The organism is Streptomyces sp. NPDC003943 (genome assembly GCF_053605265.1).
Map to the genome: position 1 here is coordinate 55,292 of NZ_JBSGIW010000013.1, position 17,172 is coordinate 72,463.

15 protein-coding genes are annotated in these 17,172 nt (G+C 66.8%); 8 read left to right on the top strand and 7 right to left on the bottom strand.

The genetic code is table 11. From position 1 onward, the window contains the following. Positions 1–75: 75 nt before the first annotated feature. From ACWEV0_RS08235 to ACWEV0_RS08250, 4 genes are all read right to left on the bottom strand, one after another. Complete coding sequence (locus tag ACWEV0_RS08235) at positions 76–3,162, bottom strand: SNF2-related protein (protein ID WP_453147550.1); 3,087 nt, start codon at positions 3,160–3,162, stop codon at positions 76–78. A gap of 169 nt (positions 3,163–3,331) precedes the next feature. Continuing rightward, positions 3,332–4,678 carry a serine/threonine-protein kinase gene (locus ACWEV0_RS08240; RefSeq protein ID WP_453147552.1) on the bottom strand — a complete coding sequence of 449 codons (1,347 nt, stop codon included), beginning with the start codon at positions 4,676–4,678 and terminating at the stop codon, positions 3,332–3,334. A 186-nt stretch (positions 4,679–4,864) separates the two neighbouring features. Continuing rightward, positions 4,865–5,341 (bottom strand): hypothetical protein, encoded by a 477-nt coding sequence (locus ACWEV0_RS08245; RefSeq protein WP_453147553.1) that lies wholly within the window; start codon positions 5,339–5,341, stop codon positions 4,865–4,867. Next, the gene (locus ACWEV0_RS08250; protein WP_453147555.1) at positions 5,341–5,763 is read right to left on the bottom strand and encodes a restriction system modified-DNA reader domain-containing protein; all 423 of its coding nucleotides are present in this window, start codon (positions 5,761–5,763) and stop codon (positions 5,341–5,343) included. The genes ACWEV0_RS08245 and ACWEV0_RS08250 overlap by 1 nt, the downstream gene beginning before the upstream one ends. A gap of 188 nt (positions 5,764–5,951) precedes the next feature. Between ACWEV0_RS08250 and ACWEV0_RS08255 the strand changes: the two genes are divergently transcribed. The 8 genes from ACWEV0_RS08255 (at position 5,952) to ACWEV0_RS08290 (ending at position 14,558) form a co-directional block, all read left to right on the top strand. Continuing rightward, positions 5,952–7,769 (top strand): GmrSD restriction endonuclease domain-containing protein, encoded by a 1,818-nt coding sequence (locus ACWEV0_RS08255; protein WP_453147557.1) that lies wholly within the window; start codon positions 5,952–5,954, stop codon positions 7,767–7,769. Positions 7,770–7,794: 25 nt separating this feature from the next. Further along, positions 7,795–8,784 (top strand): CBS domain-containing protein, encoded by a 990-nt coding sequence (locus ACWEV0_RS08260; RefSeq protein WP_453147559.1) that lies wholly within the window; start codon positions 7,795–7,797, stop codon positions 8,782–8,784. A gap of 88 nt (positions 8,785–8,872) precedes the next feature. Further along, on the top strand, positions 8,873–9,340 hold the full coding sequence (locus tag ACWEV0_RS08265; RefSeq protein WP_453147560.1) for a hypothetical protein: 468 nt from the start codon (positions 8,873–8,875) through the stop codon (positions 9,338–9,340). Positions 9,341–9,375: 35 nt separating this feature from the next. After that, on the top strand, positions 9,376–10,860 hold the full coding sequence (locus ACWEV0_RS08270) for a hypothetical protein (protein WP_453147562.1): 1,485 nt from the start codon (positions 9,376–9,378) through the stop codon (positions 10,858–10,860). Between the two features lie 209 nt (positions 10,861–11,069). Then, positions 11,070–11,516: a hypothetical protein gene (locus ACWEV0_RS08275; RefSeq protein ID WP_453147564.1), complete on the top strand. Its 447-nt coding sequence runs from the start codon at positions 11,070–11,072 to the stop codon at positions 11,514–11,516. 514 nt (positions 11,517–12,030) lie between these two features. Next, a complete protein-coding gene (locus tag ACWEV0_RS08280; protein WP_453147566.1) occupies positions 12,031–12,981 on the top strand; it encodes a DNA-processing protein DprA in 951 nt (316 codons plus the stop codon). Positions 12,982–13,491: 510 nt separating this feature from the next. After that, entirely contained in the window at positions 13,492–13,878 is a 387-nt protein-coding gene (locus ACWEV0_RS08285) for a phosphoribosyltransferase family protein (protein WP_453147635.1), read from the top strand. Continuing rightward, on the top strand, positions 13,875–14,558 hold the full coding sequence (locus tag ACWEV0_RS08290; RefSeq protein ID WP_453147568.1) for an HAD family hydrolase: 684 nt from the start codon (positions 13,875–13,877) through the stop codon (positions 14,556–14,558). Before ACWEV0_RS08285 ends, ACWEV0_RS08290 begins: the two co-directional genes overlap by 4 nt. Here ACWEV0_RS08290 and ACWEV0_RS08295 read toward each other — a convergent pair. The 3 genes from ACWEV0_RS08295 to ACWEV0_RS08305 are packed head-to-tail and all read right to left on the bottom strand — an operon-like array spanning position 14,537 to position 16,970. Next, complete coding sequence (locus ACWEV0_RS08295; protein WP_453147570.1) at positions 14,537–15,379, bottom strand: DUF1932 domain-containing protein; 843 nt, start codon at positions 15,377–15,379, stop codon at positions 14,537–14,539. The two genes, ACWEV0_RS08290 and ACWEV0_RS08295, sit on opposite strands and share 22 nt — an antisense overlap. Beyond that, entirely contained in the window at positions 15,376–15,963 is a 588-nt protein-coding gene (locus ACWEV0_RS08300) for a guanylate kinase (RefSeq protein WP_453147571.1), read from the bottom strand. The genes ACWEV0_RS08295 and ACWEV0_RS08300 overlap by 4 nt, the downstream gene beginning before the upstream one ends. Then, positions 15,960–16,970: an AAA family ATPase gene (locus ACWEV0_RS08305; RefSeq protein ID WP_453147573.1), complete on the bottom strand. Its 1,011-nt coding sequence runs from the start codon at positions 16,968–16,970 to the stop codon at positions 15,960–15,962. Before ACWEV0_RS08305 ends, ACWEV0_RS08300 begins: the two co-directional genes overlap by 4 nt. Positions 16,971–17,172 lie beyond the last annotated feature (202 nt).

Genomic DNA, 17,172 nt, shown 5'->3' on the forward strand with positions numbered 1-17,172 from the left:
GAGTCGAACGTCACGCCTGCTGCTCCTGCTCGCTGTTCATGGGGGTGCGGTCGGGACGGGGATCCGGTCGCGGATTCATGCGCCGGGCTCCAGAACGGCCAGGACCCTGACCATCGGTTCGCCCGAGGTCCGCAGTCGGGCGGCGGCCTCGGCCAGGCGGTCCGCCGCGTCGTCGCGGGTGGAGCGCGTGAACCCAGGGAGCAGCTCCTGCCGCCAGTCGCCGACCTGCTTCTCGTACGCGCGCAGGGGAGCGTCGACCTCCCGGTCGGCCTTGTCCCGCAGATCGTCGAGTGCGCGGCGGGTCGCGGTCACGGCCCTGGGAACCAGCTGCTGAAGCTCGTCCAGGGAGCCCGGGGTGTAGTGGTCGGGCATGTCCGGGCCGATGCCCAGTTCGGCGAGCAGCTCCGGAGTGAGCTCCCGGACGCGCGGCTCCGGCTCGTCGAGCCGGTCGATCGCGAGCCACGCGACCAAGGTCGGCCGCCCCTCGGCGTTGGACCACACGCCTTGGGTGAGGACCACGGGCGCGGGCACGGACGCGGGATCGACCTGAAGGACCTGTGCCTGCTGACGGCCGAGGTGGACGAGCACCTTGTCGGTGATCCACTCGACCACCGGGTGGAGTTCGCCGACGTAGTGGGCGTCCGGCCACAGCGAGGACGAGTTCGAGTCCTCACGAGCCCGCTTCAGGGAATCGGCAGCATCCTCGCGGCTGAAGGTCAGCTTCATCCGGCGGGCGATGTTCTGGTCGCGCAGATAGCCGGGGGGCAGCACGTCGAGCCGGTCGGCCAGGTCCTCGGGCGTGTCGAAGCTGAGGTCGGTGCCGGTGAAGGCGGCGTCCAGGTGGAACGACTCCAGCTTGGCCAGCTCGTCCAGGCCGGTGCGTACGTACAGGAGACGGTTCCGTTCAGAGGCGCGGTCGAACATGCGCAGCTCGTCCACGGTCGGGATGTCGGAGTCCTCCGGGGCCGGCGCCGGAGCGGGCTCCTCCGGCGCGTCGGACCCGTAGTCGTCCAGATCCAGGTCCAGATCGAAATCGAAGTCGTCGTCGAAGCCCGCCTCGGCTTCCACATCCGTGCCGGGCGCGTCGGCCGCCTCTTCCACCGGGGCCGGGCCGGTGCCGAACTCGCTCATCGTCCGGCGCGCCAGGGGGAACTCGGCGCCCAGACCCTCGCCTTCGGCGAGCGCGTCGACATCGACGGCCTGGAGGTCGGCGACCGCCTCCTCGGGCGGGGCGTCGCGGAGCAGCGCCTCCATCACCCGGCGCTCCTCCTTGCTCCAGTCGTCCTCCTTCGTGGCGGCCTCCACCGCACCCAGCACCTCGTGGACCCGCGCCTCGCGGGCGAGGACCTTCTCGGCGACGGTCCGGTCGTCCAGGGCGCCCTCGGCCTCGCTGCGCAGGATCAGCGCGCGGAACTCGGGGTTCTCCGTCTGCCCGTAGCGGTCGATGCGGCCGTTGCGCTGCTCGACCCGGATCAGGCTCCACGGCAGATCCCAGTGGACGAGGTGGTGGCACTGCCGGTGCAGGTTGACGCCCTCGGAGGCGCCGTCGCCGGTCAGCAGCAGCCGTACGTCGCTGCCGGCCCGCGCGAACTCGTCCACGTAGTCCATCTGGACCGTGTCGGAGACCTCGCTGTGCATCACCTTGACGGCGGCCTCGCCGTCCTTGGCCTTCTTCCAGCCCAACAGCGCGGGCAGCACCGCACCGAGCCAGTTGAGGGTCTCGCGGCGCTCGGAGAAAACGACCGCGCGGGTCGGGCTGCCCGGTCCGACCTTGATCTGCCGGAGGTAGGCCACGAGGGCGGCGAGCTTGGCCGTGGCCACGCCGTCTGCGGAAGCCTGCTCGATCTCGCGGGCGAGTTCCGTGAGCCGCAGCAGCGAGGCGACCTCCGGCACCGCCGAGTGCGCCTCCGTGCCGGTCAGCGGCGGGTCGGTGACGTGCTTGTGCCCCTCGGGGAGGGCGTGGCCCAGGTTGGCCAGCTTCGCGCGGGCCGTCGCGAAGAGCGCGCGATGAGAGGACAGGAAGGACTTCAGGAGCACGTACGGGAAGAGGTGATCGGCCCCGCGCGGGTCCGGATTCCGCAGCCAGCTCTCGGTCAGCTCGGCGAAGACCCGCTCCTCCAGTTCGCCCGCCGAGCAGGGGATCGGCTTCGACTCGCCGCGGGGCGCCCAGGAGCCCGCCAGCGCCTTGGCGACCTCTGTGCTCACCTTCGTACGGCGCAGCATGAGGTGGTGCAGCTCGGACGCCTTCGGGTTCTGCTCGTCCTTGACGGCCATCGGGTCCAGGAGCCGCACCAGGCCGGTGAAGTCCCGCATCACACCGTTGTGCGGGGTGGCGCTCGCCAGGATCAGCGCGTCGGTCTGCTTCGCGAGCAGCTCGGCCAGGACGCGGCGGTCGCTGCCGCGGTTGATCAGGTTGTGGGACTCGTCGATCACGACGGCGTCCCATTCGATGCCCTGGAGCCAGGCGCCGTAACGCTTGGCGTTCTTCAGGGTGTCCATGGAGATGATGACGCGCTTGTAGTACGTGAACGGGTTCCGGCCGACCGGGATCTTCCGCTCGATCCGGGAGATGCCCACACTGTCCAGCCGGACGAGGGGCAGCGAGAAGCGCGTCCACATCTCGTGCTGGAACTGCTCAAGGACGGGCGCCGGAGTGACCACGAGGATGCGTTCGCCGCGACCCCTGCGGATCAGCTCACCGAGCAGGACTCCGATCTCCAGCGTCTTGCCGAGGCCGACGACATCACCGATCAGCAGGCGCGGCCGCAGCGGATTGGCGAGGGCCTTCTCGGCCGGCCGCAGCTGGTAGTCCATGCGATCGAGCAGAAAGCCCTCGGTGAGGGCGAGGCGGCGCTCGATTTGAGGGAGCGGGGTCTTGCGCAGCACGGCCTCCAGGAAGAGCCGGCTGCGGCGGAAGCCTGCGGACTCGTCGTGGACGAGCCGGGTGTTCTCAGGGCGGAGGACGCGGGGCATGCCGTCGAGCGAGGTGAGGAAGCGTGCCCGGTGCCCGCGGACCAGTTCGGAGGCGCCGACGGCCTCGATCAGGATCTCGCCGGCGCGGACCTGGCTGCTGCTGCGGACCAGCCACTCCTCGTCCCGTACCTCGATCACCGTGCCCGCCGGGGGCGGGCCGGAGGGGAGGTCGGACGCTGCGTCGGGCATGGCGGGCGGTTCCTTTCGACAGGACGGCGGGGCGCACGCCGTACTCGGGCGCGCGAGGTTCTGTTTCTACCGGGGACGGGGGGCGGCGCGGGCCCCTTTTGAAGCCTAAGCGGACAAACGCCCTCGCGATCCGGGGCCCTGCGAGACCGGGCCGCCGTACCGCGGCAGGTCAGAGGCGCCCGCTGTGGGCGTACTCCTTCCGCAGCCGCTCGGCGGCACGCAGGGCGGCAGACGGAACCACGGTCGGGTCGAGCGCCGCGGCGGGGGGCTGCGGCGGCGCGAGGCGGTAGCTGGTCACGGTGGGCTGCGCGGGGACCGGTGCGACGGCCGCCGGAGCCTGCTGCGCGCCCGGGTCCACCACGGTCGGCACGTACCCGCCGGGGGCGGGCTCGGGCTCGGCCGCCACGTCCAGGGGCTCCAGGTCCTGCGCCTCGGCCTCCAGGAACTCGTCGAACAGGTCGGGCACCCACGGACTGTCCGGGGCGGCGCCCTGGTTGACCGCTTCCTGGGCCGCCTGCTGGACGCCCGGGTCCGGCAGGTCGGAGAGTGCCTTCGGGGGGAGCTCGGGGATCAGACCGGACTCCGCCACGAGGGCCCGCAGCTGGTCCGCGGCGGCCTCTTCCGTCAGCCCGTGAACGGCGAGCAACTGGCGAAGGTCGCTCGCGATCTCGTCGAGGGACGGCCGCTGCGTCTCCACCTGCACCAGAATCCGGCCGAGCAGCGGCAGGTACGGTGCGTGGACGCCGTCCCACTTCGGCGCGGTGAGCAGGGGAGTGATCGGGTACGGCGGCCGCTTGGCAGCCGCGAAGAACATGACGGCTCCCAGCGAGTAGATGTCCGCCGACTCCGTCACGTGCTTGGTGTCGGTCGCCTGCTCCAGCGACATGTAGGACGGGGTGCCGAAGCCGACGCCCGTCTTGGTGAGAGCCGCGTCGCTGTCCCGCTCGGTGAGGACGGCGAGACCGAAGTCGAGGACGACGGGGCCGTCGGGCCCGAGAGCGATGTTGCCCGGCTTGAGATCCCGGTGCAGCAGCTTGGCGCTGTGGATGGCGCGCAGCGCGTCCACCAGGGCGAGGCCGAGCGCTCCGTACGGGCCCACGGCCAGGGGTCCGCAGGTGTGGACGAGTTTGTGGAGGGTTGGGCCGTGGACGTAGTCCATGGCCAGCCAGGGCTGCTCGGCGTCGGCATCGGCGCCGAGCAGCGCCGGGACCCGAGCGCTGGCCACCGTGCGCATCGTCTCGATCTCCTGCGCGAACCGCGCCCGCGCTTCCGCTTCGGAGTGCTCGGAACTGTCCCGCAGCTTCGACGGCTTGATCACCTTGACCGCCGCCAGGGCCGGCTGAGCCGACTCCTTGAGCTCGGCCAGGTGGTACCCCGTCTCGAGTTCGGGTCCGAGGTTCTCGAGCGCGAGCCTGCGCCCCAGGTACGTACGGCCCATCCCGCCCTGCCCGAGCACGGCGAGCAGCTCGAACGGACCCAGCACCGCCGGATCCTTCTCCTCGTTCAGCTCGTACATGGCTCGTGCCCCCCCGTATCGAAACCCTGATCGTGGTTTCGTCGGCGGTGCGCGTGGCCCTGGAGGAGCCGGACGCGCGGGAGGGCCGCGTCCGGCCGACGGCGCACACGGCTCGCCGGTCAGTCTAGGGCGGGCGCTCCGCTTCTCTGCTGGAACCGGAGCAGGTCAGGGAGCCGAGCGGCCGGATCAGAGCGCGTACTGGCCGAGAACCGCCGTGCGGGTCTTGAGCATCGGCTGAAGCTCCCGGCGCAGCAGATCGGCGTCCGGCTCGGGCAGCCTCAGCGAAGCACGACGCATCCGAACACTCCAGGTCTTCGGGTCTGGGAAGACCTGAAGCTGTGGGACGAGGTCGGCGAGGATCACTCCTTCGTGACGCGGAGCGAGTCCGTGCACCTGGAGGGTGCACCCGGAGGTGAAGTCACGGCCGCCGAACGAGACAGGGTCCGGGAGCGCCGCGACCTCGGAGGTGACGGTCGCCAGGCCCATGATCCGACCGCGATCGCGCCCCGGGTTCCGGTAGCAGCCCCTCGTCGTGTAGAGCAGGACCTCATCACCCTTCTCGGGGAGTCCGGTGCTGCGCCCGGTAGGGAAGGCCATCCGCTGGCTCTCCAGTACCCAGGCCAGGGGCTCGCGGTCGCCGATGATGATCAGATGCGTCGCCATCAGGCCCCGCCTCGCAGCTGCTCGCGGAGGTCCTGGAGCCGGACCTCGGGGTTCGTCTTGAGGACGTACTTGCCGTAGCCGTTGATGTCGACCCCGGTTTGCGCCTTGAGCGCGGGCGAAGGCTTGGGGAACTCTCGCCCGTCCTCGATCGCGAGCCAGCCGTCCGCCGTCACCGTGGTCTCATGGGTCAGCCCGCGACGCGGCTGGACGTGGATGAGCTTGTCCCCGGCCGTCAGCAGACCGGCCTTGATGAACGGCATCAAGTCTCCGGGCCGGCGCTCCGACGTGGCATCCGGCAGCCGACCGGAGCTTCCGAGGAGCAGCCGTCGCAGTACGTCGTTGGGGGTGTCCACCAAGGGTTCGCTCTGGCTCTGCAGGAACGCGAACACCTCGTCGTCGATCTCGATGGAACGCTTGGGCACTACCGACCTCCATCAATCTTTGATGCTAAGACTTTAAAGTTTAGAAGATTAGGCGGCTTGGTGCAAGAGCTGACAGGACTTCGGCCGGAGATGGCCGCGGCCACTAGCATGTTCCTTCCGTGACGCAGGGGAGCGTCCTTGTTACTGGGGGGTGTGGGGTGGCGCTCGACGGGCCCAGCCTGGGCAAGATGCTGGATGACGTGGCGGCGGGGAGGATCCAGCTCCCCGACTTCCAGCGACAGTGGAAGTGGGACGACGACCGGATTCGCGCCCTTCTGGCGACGGTGACGCTCGACTATCCGCTGGGCGTCGCGATGACGCTGGAGACGGGGGGCGAAGCTCAATTCAAGGCCCGCCCGCTGCACGGCACCGAGGTGGGCCCGCAGACCGCCCCGGAACAACTGCTGCTCGACGGCCAGCAACGGCTCACGTCCCTGTTCCAGGCGCTCAGGTCCGACCGTCCGGTGGAAACGACCGGCGCGCGGAACAAGCCGCTCAAACGCTGGTACTACATCGACATCGCCAAGGCGGTGGACGACACGGCGGACCGGGACGAGGCGATCCTTTCCGTCCCGGAGGACCGTGTCGTGCGGGGGTCATTCGGTCGCGGCACTGAGTACGACCTCACCACGCGGGAAAAGGAGTGCGCGAGCGGCCTTTTCCCGTTGAACCTGATCTTCGAGCCAGAGCAGACGGGGAAGTGGCAACGGGCCTACGTCAGCGGTGCCGACGACCGGTGGGACCTGTGGTCGGCCTTCCAGGCCCGGGTCATCGACACCGTCAAAGGCTTCAAGGTGCCCTTGATCCGGCTGCCCAAGGAAACCCGCAAGGAAGCCGTGTGCTCAGTGTTCGAGCGCGTGAACACCGGTGGCGTCGTGCTCAACGTCTTCGAGCTGCTCACGGCGACCTATGCCGGTGACACGCAATACGCGGAGCGCAACGGGGGCGAGGACTTCAGCCTCATCAAGGACTGGCAGTCCATCAAGAGCACATTGTGCTCGGAGCACCAGGTCTTCGGGACGACGGACAAGGACGGAAGCCAGGAGACCGGGCTGACGAGCCTGGACTTCCTCCAGGCCATCGCGCTGGTGCGAACGTACCAGCGCAAGCAGGAGTTCCTGGCTGAGCACCCCGGGGCGACCAACGCACCCGCAGTGAGCTGCAAGCGCCGCGACCTGCTGCACCTCCCGCTCGCCGACTACACGAGGATCGCGCCGCAGACGGCGGAAGCACTCTCCTGGGTCGGCCGGTTCCTCGCCACACAGCACGTGTTCCGTGAGCGCGATCTGCCGTACGGGTCCCAGGTGGTGCCCCTCGCGGCGATCGGCGTCCTCCTCGGGGACGCGGTGAAGCGCCCGGGTGTCCAGGAAAAGCTCGCGCGCTGGTATTGGTGCGGTGTGCTCGGTGAGCTCTACGGAGGAGTCACGGACACCCGGTTCGTACGCGACGTCGAGCAGGTGGTCGGCTGGATCAAGGACGGCGGTCCGGAACCCGACACCATCGTGGAGGCGACCTTCCAGGAACAGCGCCTGCATCGGCTCACCACGCGCAACAGCGCCGCGTACAAGGGAATCCATGCCCTCCTTCTCAAAGAAGGGGCGATCGACTGGTTCTTCCACGAAGAGCCGGTCACCGAGCAGTTCCTGATCGGGCAGTACGTGGACATCCGGCAGGTCTTCCCCAAGGCCTGGTTCGAGCAGAACGATATGGACGTCTCCCGGATGAGCAGCATCGTCAACAAGACACCGCTGTCCTATCGGGCGCTGCAGGCCATGGGGGCGAGTGCGCCGTCCGCGTACCTGCCCTCCTTCGAACGGCATACCGGCAGTCCGGGTGACTGGTTCGACGACATCGTCGGGACGCACCTCATCGACGCCAAGGCACTGCGCGAGGACGACTTCGAGGCCTTCTACCGGGACCGGACGGCGAGACTTCTGGAACTCGTGGAGCGTGAAATGGGCAAGGCCACGGTGCGTGAGGGGGCGAGCGATGCCTACGCCGGCTGAGGCCACTGTCACAGGACTCGAAGGCGTGACCCTGCCGATCCGGGGCCTGCTGTCCCTGTGGGGATTTCGGATCCGTGACCACGCGTCCGTCCCGCAGATCCGGCTCGACCTGACGAACGCCGGCCTGAACACCGTGCCGGACTTCGCGGTCGGTTCCCTGGACGACGAGGTCGCGGTCGTCCCGATCGTCCGTGATCGTGAAGCGGGTGCTGCCGTCGATGACGTGGACACTGGTGTAGAACAGGACTCGGCCGATGACCTGGACGATCCTGTCGGCATGTTTCCGCAGGCGGCCATGCGGGTTCACGATCTGCCGTGCGCCGGACGGGTCACGTCGGTCACTCCCGACGAGCTCCTGCCCATCGCGATGGGAAAGATGGTCGAGCACGGCTACTCGCAGCTTCCTGTAATCGACGCGTCAGGGACTTTGCACGGGGTTGTCACCTGGGCATCGATCGCACACATGCACGCGACGGGCCGTACGTCGTGTCTGACCCACGCGATCAGCAGCGAGTACGAGGTTGTCAACGCCTCCGCTCACCTGCTGCCGGTACTGCCGGTCATCCGCGCACACGAGTTCGTCCTCGTCCGAGCCGCGGACGGGCGGGTGAGCGGCATCGTCACCTCCGCCGATCTCGCCGGCGAGTTCGGCACGGTCGCCAGGCCCTTCTTCACTCTCGGGGAGATCGAGCGGCGGCTGCGGCGTTGTCTGGGACGCGTCTACGACGAGGCGGACATCCAGAAGGTGCACAAGAACAAGCGATCCGTCGACGAGATGGTGTTCGGCGAGTACATCCGTCTTCTGGCCGACGAGGAACGGTGGCACAAGCTCGGCTGGCCCGGTGTTGACAAGGACCAGTTTGTCGGGCTGCTCAGGCGCGTGAAAGACGTCCGAAACACGGTCATGCACTTCAACGCGCCGTCACTCAGGCCCGAACAACTCGACCTGCTCGACAGATTCGTCTCCATGCTGCGTCTCTACGACCCGGACTACGGAACGATCGTCACGGCGTGAAGAAGCCTCTTGATTGCACGGGTCGTTTTGTGACGGGGTCGTGCTCGGCTACGGTACTGCGCTCGACGACGGGGAAGGACGGGGACGCATGGTTTGGGAAGAGTGGGAGCAGGCCAAGGCCGCGGTGCGGGACCGTCACGAAGCCAGAACGCAGCTCAATCAGGTCTCTCCTGCAAGCGGATCCGACGACGGGGATCTCGTCGTGCACCAGGACGACCTGGGAGCCGTGGGTCATGAGGCATTCATCCTCCACGGCGAGCTGAAGAAGAAGGCCGATATCGCCGGAGCAGGTGCCGACAAGAGCGGATCGGGTTCCACCATGCAGGCCGCCGCCGCGCTTAAGAGCCACAACCTGGGCCTGGGCGCGGAACTTGAATCGACCGTCGAGGTCTGGAGCTCGCAGGTGAAGCACGTCCTGCAGGCGTGCGCGCACATCTCGAACCACCTCGACTACAGCAAGAAACGGCACGCGCAGGACGACGCGATGATCGCCGCCGAGCTCCGCGGCCGGACAGGTCCCGTGTCCGTCTCGGCGCTAAACGAGTACTTCAAGTAGGAGGAACCGTGGGGGACTTCTCCTATTCGGATCTCATGGCCCTGGACCTTGCCAAGCTAGGTGCCGCGGCCACCGACTGGAAGACGATGGCCGGCGACCTGGCCAAGCTCGCGACCGACGTCCGGGACGGGCTGGCCAAGAAAGCGGACGCGGCTCGGTGGCAGGGCGTCAATGCCACTGTGACCAGAGAGTTCGTAGGCAAGACAGCCAAGGAGTTCGCCGACCTGCAGATGGAGGCCGAGAGCATCGCGAGCGTCCTTGCGGACGCCCACGCCGAGCTGACGCGGTACCAAAAGCAGGCGCAGACCCTCACCGAATCGGCAGGCAAGGGAGACCCGTCCCACCAGCCGCCGGATCCCGGACTCCTGGTCTTCGACGGCCCGAACGGCACGGTCCGCGTCTCCGAGACGATGTGCACCCCCGAGGGCCCCGACCAGCGGACCAGGGACCGCATTCAGTGGTACGCGGACACCCTCACCGGCATCGTTCAGCATGCCGCCGAGGTCGACGCCGCGGCCGTACGTGCGCTCCGCAAGAGCCACGGCAACGACCCGCAGAACGCCGGCCACGCCCGGTACACCTCCCTTGACGAGGAACAGCTGCCGCGCGCCAATGAACTCGCCGGTCTCGGCAAGGACGCGAATCCGCAGCAGCGGGCGGAACTGCGGCGCCTGTGGGAGTCCCTGAGCCCGGAGGCACGGGCCCAGCTCTGGCTGGCGCGGAAGGATGACCTGATGGCGGCGGGGATTCTCAGTCCGACCATGCCGCAGATCGCGGCGGACGCCGGGGCCGGGAAGCATGACTCCGAGTCGCCGGGCTTCGAGGAGTGGGCCACCGAGCAGAAGATGAAGCTGCTGTCGGAGGGCGCCGACTGGAAGGGCATGACGGACGCGTCCCGCCACATGGCGCACTACCTGGGCAACAGTGGCAGTCCCATGAACCTGCCGGTGGACAAGATGATGTCGGATGTACCGGCCTTCAAGTCGTACGTCGACGACATCGTCCGGATGAACCAGGACGACTGGCGCAAGCAGGCCCTGGAGGAGTTCCGGAAGAACGGCGGGAAGCCGGTTGCCTTCCCGGTCGAGGCGAAAGCGCCCGAGGGCTTCTACTTCTCCAAGGAGACCGACGAGAACTGGTTCTACGCGGTGGGCGGAGCCAACTCCAATGTCACGGGTGTGGTGACGGCGGTTCCGGACGCGAACGGCAACCCCAAGATCGGCATCGATTACCAGGCCAACGTCTGGGACCGCTACAACTGGGACGAGGGCAAGGGCGTCAGCATCGGTCCGATGGAGATCCCCGACGGACAGATGGCCAAGCTGCACCGGGTGGGACTCGCCCAGGAATTCGACATGTCCGGCAGCAGCGGCGTCAAGCACTACGACCTGGGCTCCGCAGAGCCCAACAACGACCCGCTCCCGGGTCCCGAAGAGAGCAGGGACGGACGGATGAATCCCGGCCGAGAGCAACAGCAGGACCGTACGTCCCCGGAGGCGGGGAGGGGCAGCGCCCGGTGAGCGAGTTCCGCACAGGCAGGACCAGAACCACCCGCGCCGGCCGCTTCGCGGGCCGTGGGCGGCTCATCGCATGGGCAGCAGGGGGGGTGCTGGCCGTCTCACTCGGAGTGGTGGGATGCGGCGATCGAGGCAATGGCGGCGGTGGCAGCGACCGCGAGGCGGGACAGGCGTCGGGTTCCACATGGGCCGCGGGCATCACGCCCCAGTGGATGAGCAAGCAGATGGGCCTCACGGTGCCGGTCACGGCGCAGTCACCCAAGGCGGCGTACGAGATCACCTCGCGCTTCGACACGGGCCTGCTCACCTTCACGCTGAGCAGGTCCGAGGCTGAGACGTACCTGAAGGAGAACCCCCCGAAGGGCAAGTGGCTGGAGCCCACGGCAGCCGCGACCGACGTCGAACCCCATGACTTCGCCCACTTCGGCCTCCCGGAGCCGGAGACACTCAAGGACGGCGTGCGCTACGGCTATGTCTGCCCGAGCAGCGGCGCTCCCAAGGCCACCGACCCTTCCGGCGCGTACGACACGTCCGATGAGCGCTGCGTCCGCCTGTACGCACACGAGTACTCCCCGGACCGTACCCGCCTCTACCTCCGAGCCCATTACGAACCAGGGATCCGCCCCCTCCCGGTTACTCCGTCGTCATCACCGAACTGAGAGCTGGTACTCCCACGAGACTGCCCCAGGGCCTCTGGACATGTTCCGGAGGCCTTCGCGTTTCCCTGCTGCCCGCACCCCGCCTGGCATACAACAAGACCCCGCGTTCAGCGTTTCCGCTGATCACGGGGTCTTTTGGCACTTCCTGCGAAGTGCCCCCGGCAGGATTCGAACCTGCGCACACGGCTCCGGAGGGCATGGCTGGGTCGAGGTGGACGGACCCTCTGACCTGCGCGTTCTCCTAGGCGGGGTTACGGGGGAGTTGGTCTCACTCGCCACTCACTCGTAGAGGGTGCACTCGCGCATGGGGTAGGTGTTCGTCGGTTGACTGACCGGAGGCGCACCTTCGAGTGCAAGTTGGCGCCCTTGTGTCGAATCGGCGCACGTCAGACTCGGCGTTCACAGTAGAGCTGGCTGCTGGTGGCGCGTATGTGTAGCCGAGCGGCGGATGAGACCTCTAGACTTTCAGGCATCGATCCTTCGAACAGTGATCTTTGAGTAGAAGGAGACGGGGATGATCGATGACACCCAGATGCGCCTGTTGGCGCTTTGTTCGCTACGCGTCGATGCGAAGAGCGTGGACTGGTCCCTGATCGCTCGGTGCGCTCTGAGGGGGAAGCTAGACAACCTGTGCGAGGGCTTCATTCCGGAAGACTCCGCCGCAGCTCGCAAGGCTCTTCCGCTCCTTCGACAGGGCCTCGCTGAAGCCCCGCTGGCGCAGCACTATGGGCGTATCGAAGAGGAATTGGAGTTGGCTGCCACCGCAGGGGCCAGTCTGGTCACCGTGCTCGATGCGGACTACCCAGAGAACCTGCGTAACGCGGATGACCTCCCGCCCTTCCTCTTCTATCGCGGGAATCTGGACCATGAGGCGGATGCACGTTCAGTGGCCGTTGTTGGCAGTCGGCAGGTCTCAGAGATAGGTCTATCCCGCGCGCGAAGAGTGGCCCGGGAATTGGGGGAAGCGGGCTATTGCATCACTTCCGGCCTTGCTCGTGGTGTGGATGCCGAAGCGCACCAGACGGCTCTATATTTCGGTCGCCGCACTATCGCGGTAATCGGCACCGGGATCACCAAGTGCTACCCGAAGGAAAACTTCGATCTCGCAGAAGAGATCGCTGAGCGTGGCGTAATCTTGTCGCAGTTTTGGCCGTCCCGCCCGCCCGGTCGCGACACCTTCCCGCGCAGAAACCACGTCACCTCTGCAGTCAGTCTCGGAAGTGTGGTGATCGAGGCGTCGGGAACGTCGGGCGCGAAGATGCAGGCGCGTGTCGCGGCAGAGCAGGGCAGGCACGTGTTGCTGTTGCGCTCGCTCGTGGACAGTCAGCCATGGGCCCGGAAGATGGTCGACGCTGGCAAGGCAACGCCCGTGGCCGGAACCGAACAGATGCTCGAAGTCTTGGCCACTCCGGTGCGCGTGAACGAACCTGCGCCCATGCTGCAACTGCTATTCGACGCTGAGTGATTGCCTGCTACTGGATCGTGCGCTTAGCCTTCCCTGGGGCACAGCTGTAAGCAGGGGGTGGCGTTGTCGTATCGAAATTTCGTGCGTCCGGACGATCGTGGCTGGAACACAGGGCACTGGCTGGATTGGCTTCGCGGTCAGCGTGTGGCTCCGCCGGTCCTGCCGGCTGACGCCGGGGCGACGTGCCTCACCTGCCGCGCGCCTACTCCGGTGGGTAGCTTGGGGACGCCCTATGAGCGTTGCTTCAGCTGCAATAGCGTTGTCTCCTTGAGTCTCGATGGCTTCGTTCCGATCTCCTATTCCCTTCACGGTGGACTGGAGGGAATGTTGTGGCGAGCCAAGAATGAGTCGTCGTACGAATGGCTTCGGTTTCCTCTGGGTTCGCTCCTCTGGGCATTCCTTGCGCGTCATGAGTCGTGCATTGAGGCAATGTACGGTGGGTCCTTCGACCTGCGGATAGCGATACCGTCCCATGCTTCAACGCGAGGTGGACGAAGTCATCTTGATTCAATGATTGGTTGCGTGAAGGATTTTTCTCAATCCTGGAGTGAGGTGGCTCTGGTCAAGAACTCTCCTTCAAAGGCAGAAGGGAGACGTGCGAAAGTCGTAGATGGGCTGTTCTCTGCCGCACCGGTAGTTGAGGGGAAGCGCGTACTTCTCTTCGATGACACGTTTACCACTGGCGGCACATTGGCTAGTGCGGCGAACGCTCTGAAGGCTGCTGGGGCGCATACGGTCGTGGGTATATCTATTGGCCGCCAGCTCTCCAGTGAGTGGGAAGTGTCTAGGGAATTGGTTGCGACGCTCCCGCAGAGAGATCTGACGCTGGATAGCTGCGTAGTGCATGGCGGCCCGTCGCAGGATCCGTTCGCCGCACTTTTCGGGCGTGCTCGATGAGTATCTCGCTGGTCCTTTTCGACCTGGATAGCACGCTGATTGACAGGCAGATCGGGCTAGATAGCTGGGTCCGGGAGTTTTCCACAGTCCGCGAGCTTCCCGAGCCCAGCGCCCGCGTGATTTCGGACATCCTTCGTGCGCGAGCGCACCCACAGGATTTTGTGCGGGTCAAGCTGGCGCTGGGGCTTGCCGACTCAGTTGATTCGCTGTGGCGTTCCTACGTATCCGGCATGGCCCAGCAGGTCCACTGCTACGACGGAGTCCTGGATGGACTCAGGTCGCTTAAGGCGGACGGTTGGTCGATCGGCATCGCCACGAATGGAGCTCCGGACATCCAGTACGCGAAGCTGGACGGAGCTGGGCTTTCTGAGTTGGTCGATGGGGTCTGCGCGTCCGGTGAGGTGGGAAGGCGGAAGCCTGATCGGACAGTCTTCGAAGTGGCCGCTCGCCGCTGCGGAGCGCGCCTTGAGGACGGCGGATGGATGGTAGGTGACAACCCCAGCACCGACATGGAGGGTGGCCGGGCCGCAGGACTACGGACGCTCTGGGTGTCTGGCGAACGGCAGTGGCCTGAGGGTGTTGAAAGCCCGGATGTGGCAGTGCCCGACGTCCGAGCGGCCGTCGGGCACCTGGCTAAGTGGGGACGCTCTCGGTCGCCTCAGCTCTCTGGAGCGATGTGAAGCCGGTTTAGTGCTTCCTCGATCCCCGGCGGCTGTTCCTTGAGGATTGCCCAGCGCCCCAACACCTCTGCTGACGCATCCATCAGGGCGGCCGGCAGGCCGACGTCATCGAGGGCCCGCGCCGTCTCACGCAGCTCCGGGGCCCAGCGCCAAGCGCGAGCGGCTGTCTTCGGGATGTACGACGTCTCTGTCAGGTAGCTAGTCGTACGGCCCCGAGCGATGTCGAGGAGTTCCTCCTCCACGCCGTGGTCGCTGGCGAGGGCGTACGAGACGGCGGCGAGGACCCGGCTCGCCTTCTGATAGCTCGTGTAGGCGAGCTTCAGAGCCGATGCCTTCCCGATGCCCCCTTCGAGGATGAACGGCTGGACGGCGCTGCCATGGAAGAGTTGGGCCACGGTGGCGGCTGGTCCGTCCGGACCCGAGAGGTACAGCCGCGGCTTCTTCGCTTCGGATGGCGGGGAACCCACCACGGCACCGTCGACCACCGCGGCTGCACTCGGCATCAGTAGATCGCCGATCTGCGCCATGGTGGCTGGCGCGATGGCATTGGCATCGACGTAGACACCGGGAAACGACTCGGCGGCAACGGCTTGAGCGACCTCGATGGCGTTGGCCGGCGGGCAAAGGCTGATGATGACATCGCATCGCCCGCACAGTTCTGTGAGGTCTGCTGTGGCAGCGAGACCGTACCGGCGGGCCCTTTCCTTGCTTGCGAAGCTGCGTCCCTCCGCGCACCAGAGGACATCTGCACCTTGCGCCTTCGCCTGCGCTCCGACGGCGGCGCCCATGCTGCCGGGATGCAGGATTCCGAGGGTCGTCATCCGACCAGCCCGCGAATGTCTCGTTCCTCCGCGGTGGCCTTGGAATCGACCGCATCGCTGATGATCCGTGCCGTCTCGGCGGGGGAGTGGTGGTGTGTTTCGATGACAACAGACCAAGGCTCCGCCGCGTGGTCCAAGAGGTCTTGTCGAGTCTCGCGCCAGACCTCCAACCGCGCCTCCAGGTCCTTGTCGCCCCGCTCTTCGCACCGCGTCTTGGTGACGTCCACGGGGCACCACAGGAGCACCTTCACCCAATGGATTGGGTAGGGAGTAACCGCGCTGGCTCCGGCGACCTGGCCCATGTGCAGGACGGGAACCAACCCCTGCTCGACGAGTTCGGAGACTCCCTGCCGATCGATGGCGTACTCGGCCCCGTACCGGGCGTTCCGGTAGAGCAGATCGCCGGCGCGGTCGAGATCCTCGATGTGCTCGATGGTTGTCAGGCGGTACCCCGTCGTGCGGCCCGGTCCGGCCTTGAGCCGCTGGAAGAGCCGGTACTCGGGCCGGGCGCGGGAGAGCTCCGCGGTCACCGTGTCCTTACCGGCTCCCGGGGGCCCGTAGAGAACGACGCCGACGTCGGTCACAGGGCCCCTCCGCTCAGCACATCGCGGGCCTCGTCCACCATCGCGATCGCGGCGCCCAACTTGTTGTCCACGACAAAGTGCGGCCCTTGCGGGCGCAACTCCAGGTTGAGCGACGACAGGTAGTCGTCCCAGGACTCCATCTTCCACGCGTCGCGTGCAGCGCCCCGGAACTCGATGTACTCGCGCATCGACTCGGGGTCGCACTCAACCCATATGGTCGTGACGGAAACACGCTTCGAGCGGCACCGATTATGGAATCGCTGCATCCAGTCCGCCTGTGAGAACTCGGAGACGAAGGGGGCGTCCAGGATCGTGGAGGTTCCGCAGTCGACGTTGTCCCAGGCCGCTTCCATGAGGCAGCGATATTCGAGGGGGCGCACCTTCTCGCGGTAGAGGTCGGAGCTCCGGTCGTGCGCCTCGCCGCCGAGGGCGACCAGGAGCTGGTCGACCAGAGGTCGGGTCAGGGAGTCCTTGTCGAGGATCGGCCAGCCGGTCAGGCCGCCGAGGAACTTGGCGAACTCGGACTTCCCAGATCCGGCGAACCCGCCGACGAGCACGACTGAGGGAGTGTCGTCCCCGGTCCCTGTCGTGCGCCGGCGCCAGGCGTCTATGACGCGGTTGCGGAGCGCCTCGCCGTCGACGTCGGGGGTTCCCTCGCGAATGCTCCCAAGGGCGTGCCGTACAGCTTCGGTCTGGTCGGGCAGTTTGCGTTCCACGGTTACGGGCGCGGGGTTCAACGGGGCGTCCTCTCCGGGCAGAGGTCCGCGAAAGCCCAGCTGGGCTTCGTTGCGGTTGTAGAGACGGCAGTACGCCCGGCGGTAATGAGGGCCGGGGTACACCGTTCCCTTTTCGTGCCCCCAGATCGTCTGGAAGTTGGCTGCGATGTTGAAGTTATGCCGCTCGGCAATCTCCCGCAGCTTTTCCCCCGCGTCTTCCAGTGTGAGCCCGAACTTTTCTCTGTGCTGACGCAGGAGTTCAGGGTTCCAATCAGGGTGCTTGCGAGCCATCTGCCCCTCCTGGGTGGCTACTCGGAGCCGCGAGTGTAGCGGCCCGCGTAGGTCGGTGGAAATTTGTGATAGCGCACGTGTAAGCGGATGTATAAAACTGCTGAGACCTATTCAGGTAAGGCGCCGTGATACCGGCTTCGATCCCCGTCCGGTGAACTTGCAGCACATTCCGAGAGGGGGTGCTGATGCGGTACATCGGGGG

What these genes read in the sequence shown, in the direction of transcription:
- ACWEV0_RS08290 (WP_453147568.1), top strand. Translation starts at nt 13,875, where the DNA reads ATGAGTATCTCGCTGGTCCTTTTCGACCTGGATAGCACGCTGATTGAC.
- ACWEV0_RS08240 (WP_453147552.1), bottom strand. Translation starts at nt 4,678, where the DNA reads ATGTACGAGCTGAACGAGGAGAAGGATCCGGCGGTGCTGGGTCCGTTC.
- ACWEV0_RS08265 (WP_453147560.1), top strand. Translation starts at nt 8,873, where the DNA reads ATGGTTTGGGAAGAGTGGGAGCAGGCCAAGGCCGCGGTGCGGGACCGT.
- ACWEV0_RS08285 (WP_453147635.1), top strand. Translation starts at nt 13,492, where the DNA reads ATGATTGGTTGCGTGAAGGATTTTTCTCAATCCTGGAGTGAGGTGGCT.
- ACWEV0_RS08305 (WP_453147573.1), bottom strand. Translation starts at nt 16,970, where the DNA reads ATGGCTCGCAAGCACCCTGATTGGAACCCTGAACTCCTGCGTCAGCAC.
- ACWEV0_RS08245 (WP_453147553.1), bottom strand. Translation starts at nt 5,341, where the DNA reads ATGGCGACGCATCTGATCATCATCGGCGACCGCGAGCCCCTGGCCTGG.
- ACWEV0_RS08270 (WP_453147562.1), top strand. Translation starts at nt 9,376, where the DNA reads ATGGCCCTGGACCTTGCCAAGCTAGGTGCCGCGGCCACCGACTGGAAG.
- ACWEV0_RS08280 (WP_453147566.1), top strand. Translation starts at nt 12,031, where the DNA reads ATGATCGATGACACCCAGATGCGCCTGTTGGCGCTTTGTTCGCTACGC.
- ACWEV0_RS08235 (WP_453147550.1), bottom strand. Translation starts at nt 3,162, where the DNA reads ATGCCCGACGCAGCGTCCGACCTCCCCTCCGGCCCGCCCCCGGCGGGC.
- ACWEV0_RS08255 (WP_453147557.1), top strand. Translation starts at nt 5,952, where the DNA reads ATGCTGGATGACGTGGCGGCGGGGAGGATCCAGCTCCCCGACTTCCAG.
- ACWEV0_RS08295 (WP_453147570.1), bottom strand. Translation starts at nt 15,379, where the DNA reads ATGACGACCCTCGGAATCCTGCATCCCGGCAGCATGGGCGCCGCCGTC.
- ACWEV0_RS08275 (WP_453147564.1), top strand. Translation starts at nt 11,070, where the DNA reads ATGAGCAAGCAGATGGGCCTCACGGTGCCGGTCACGGCGCAGTCACCC.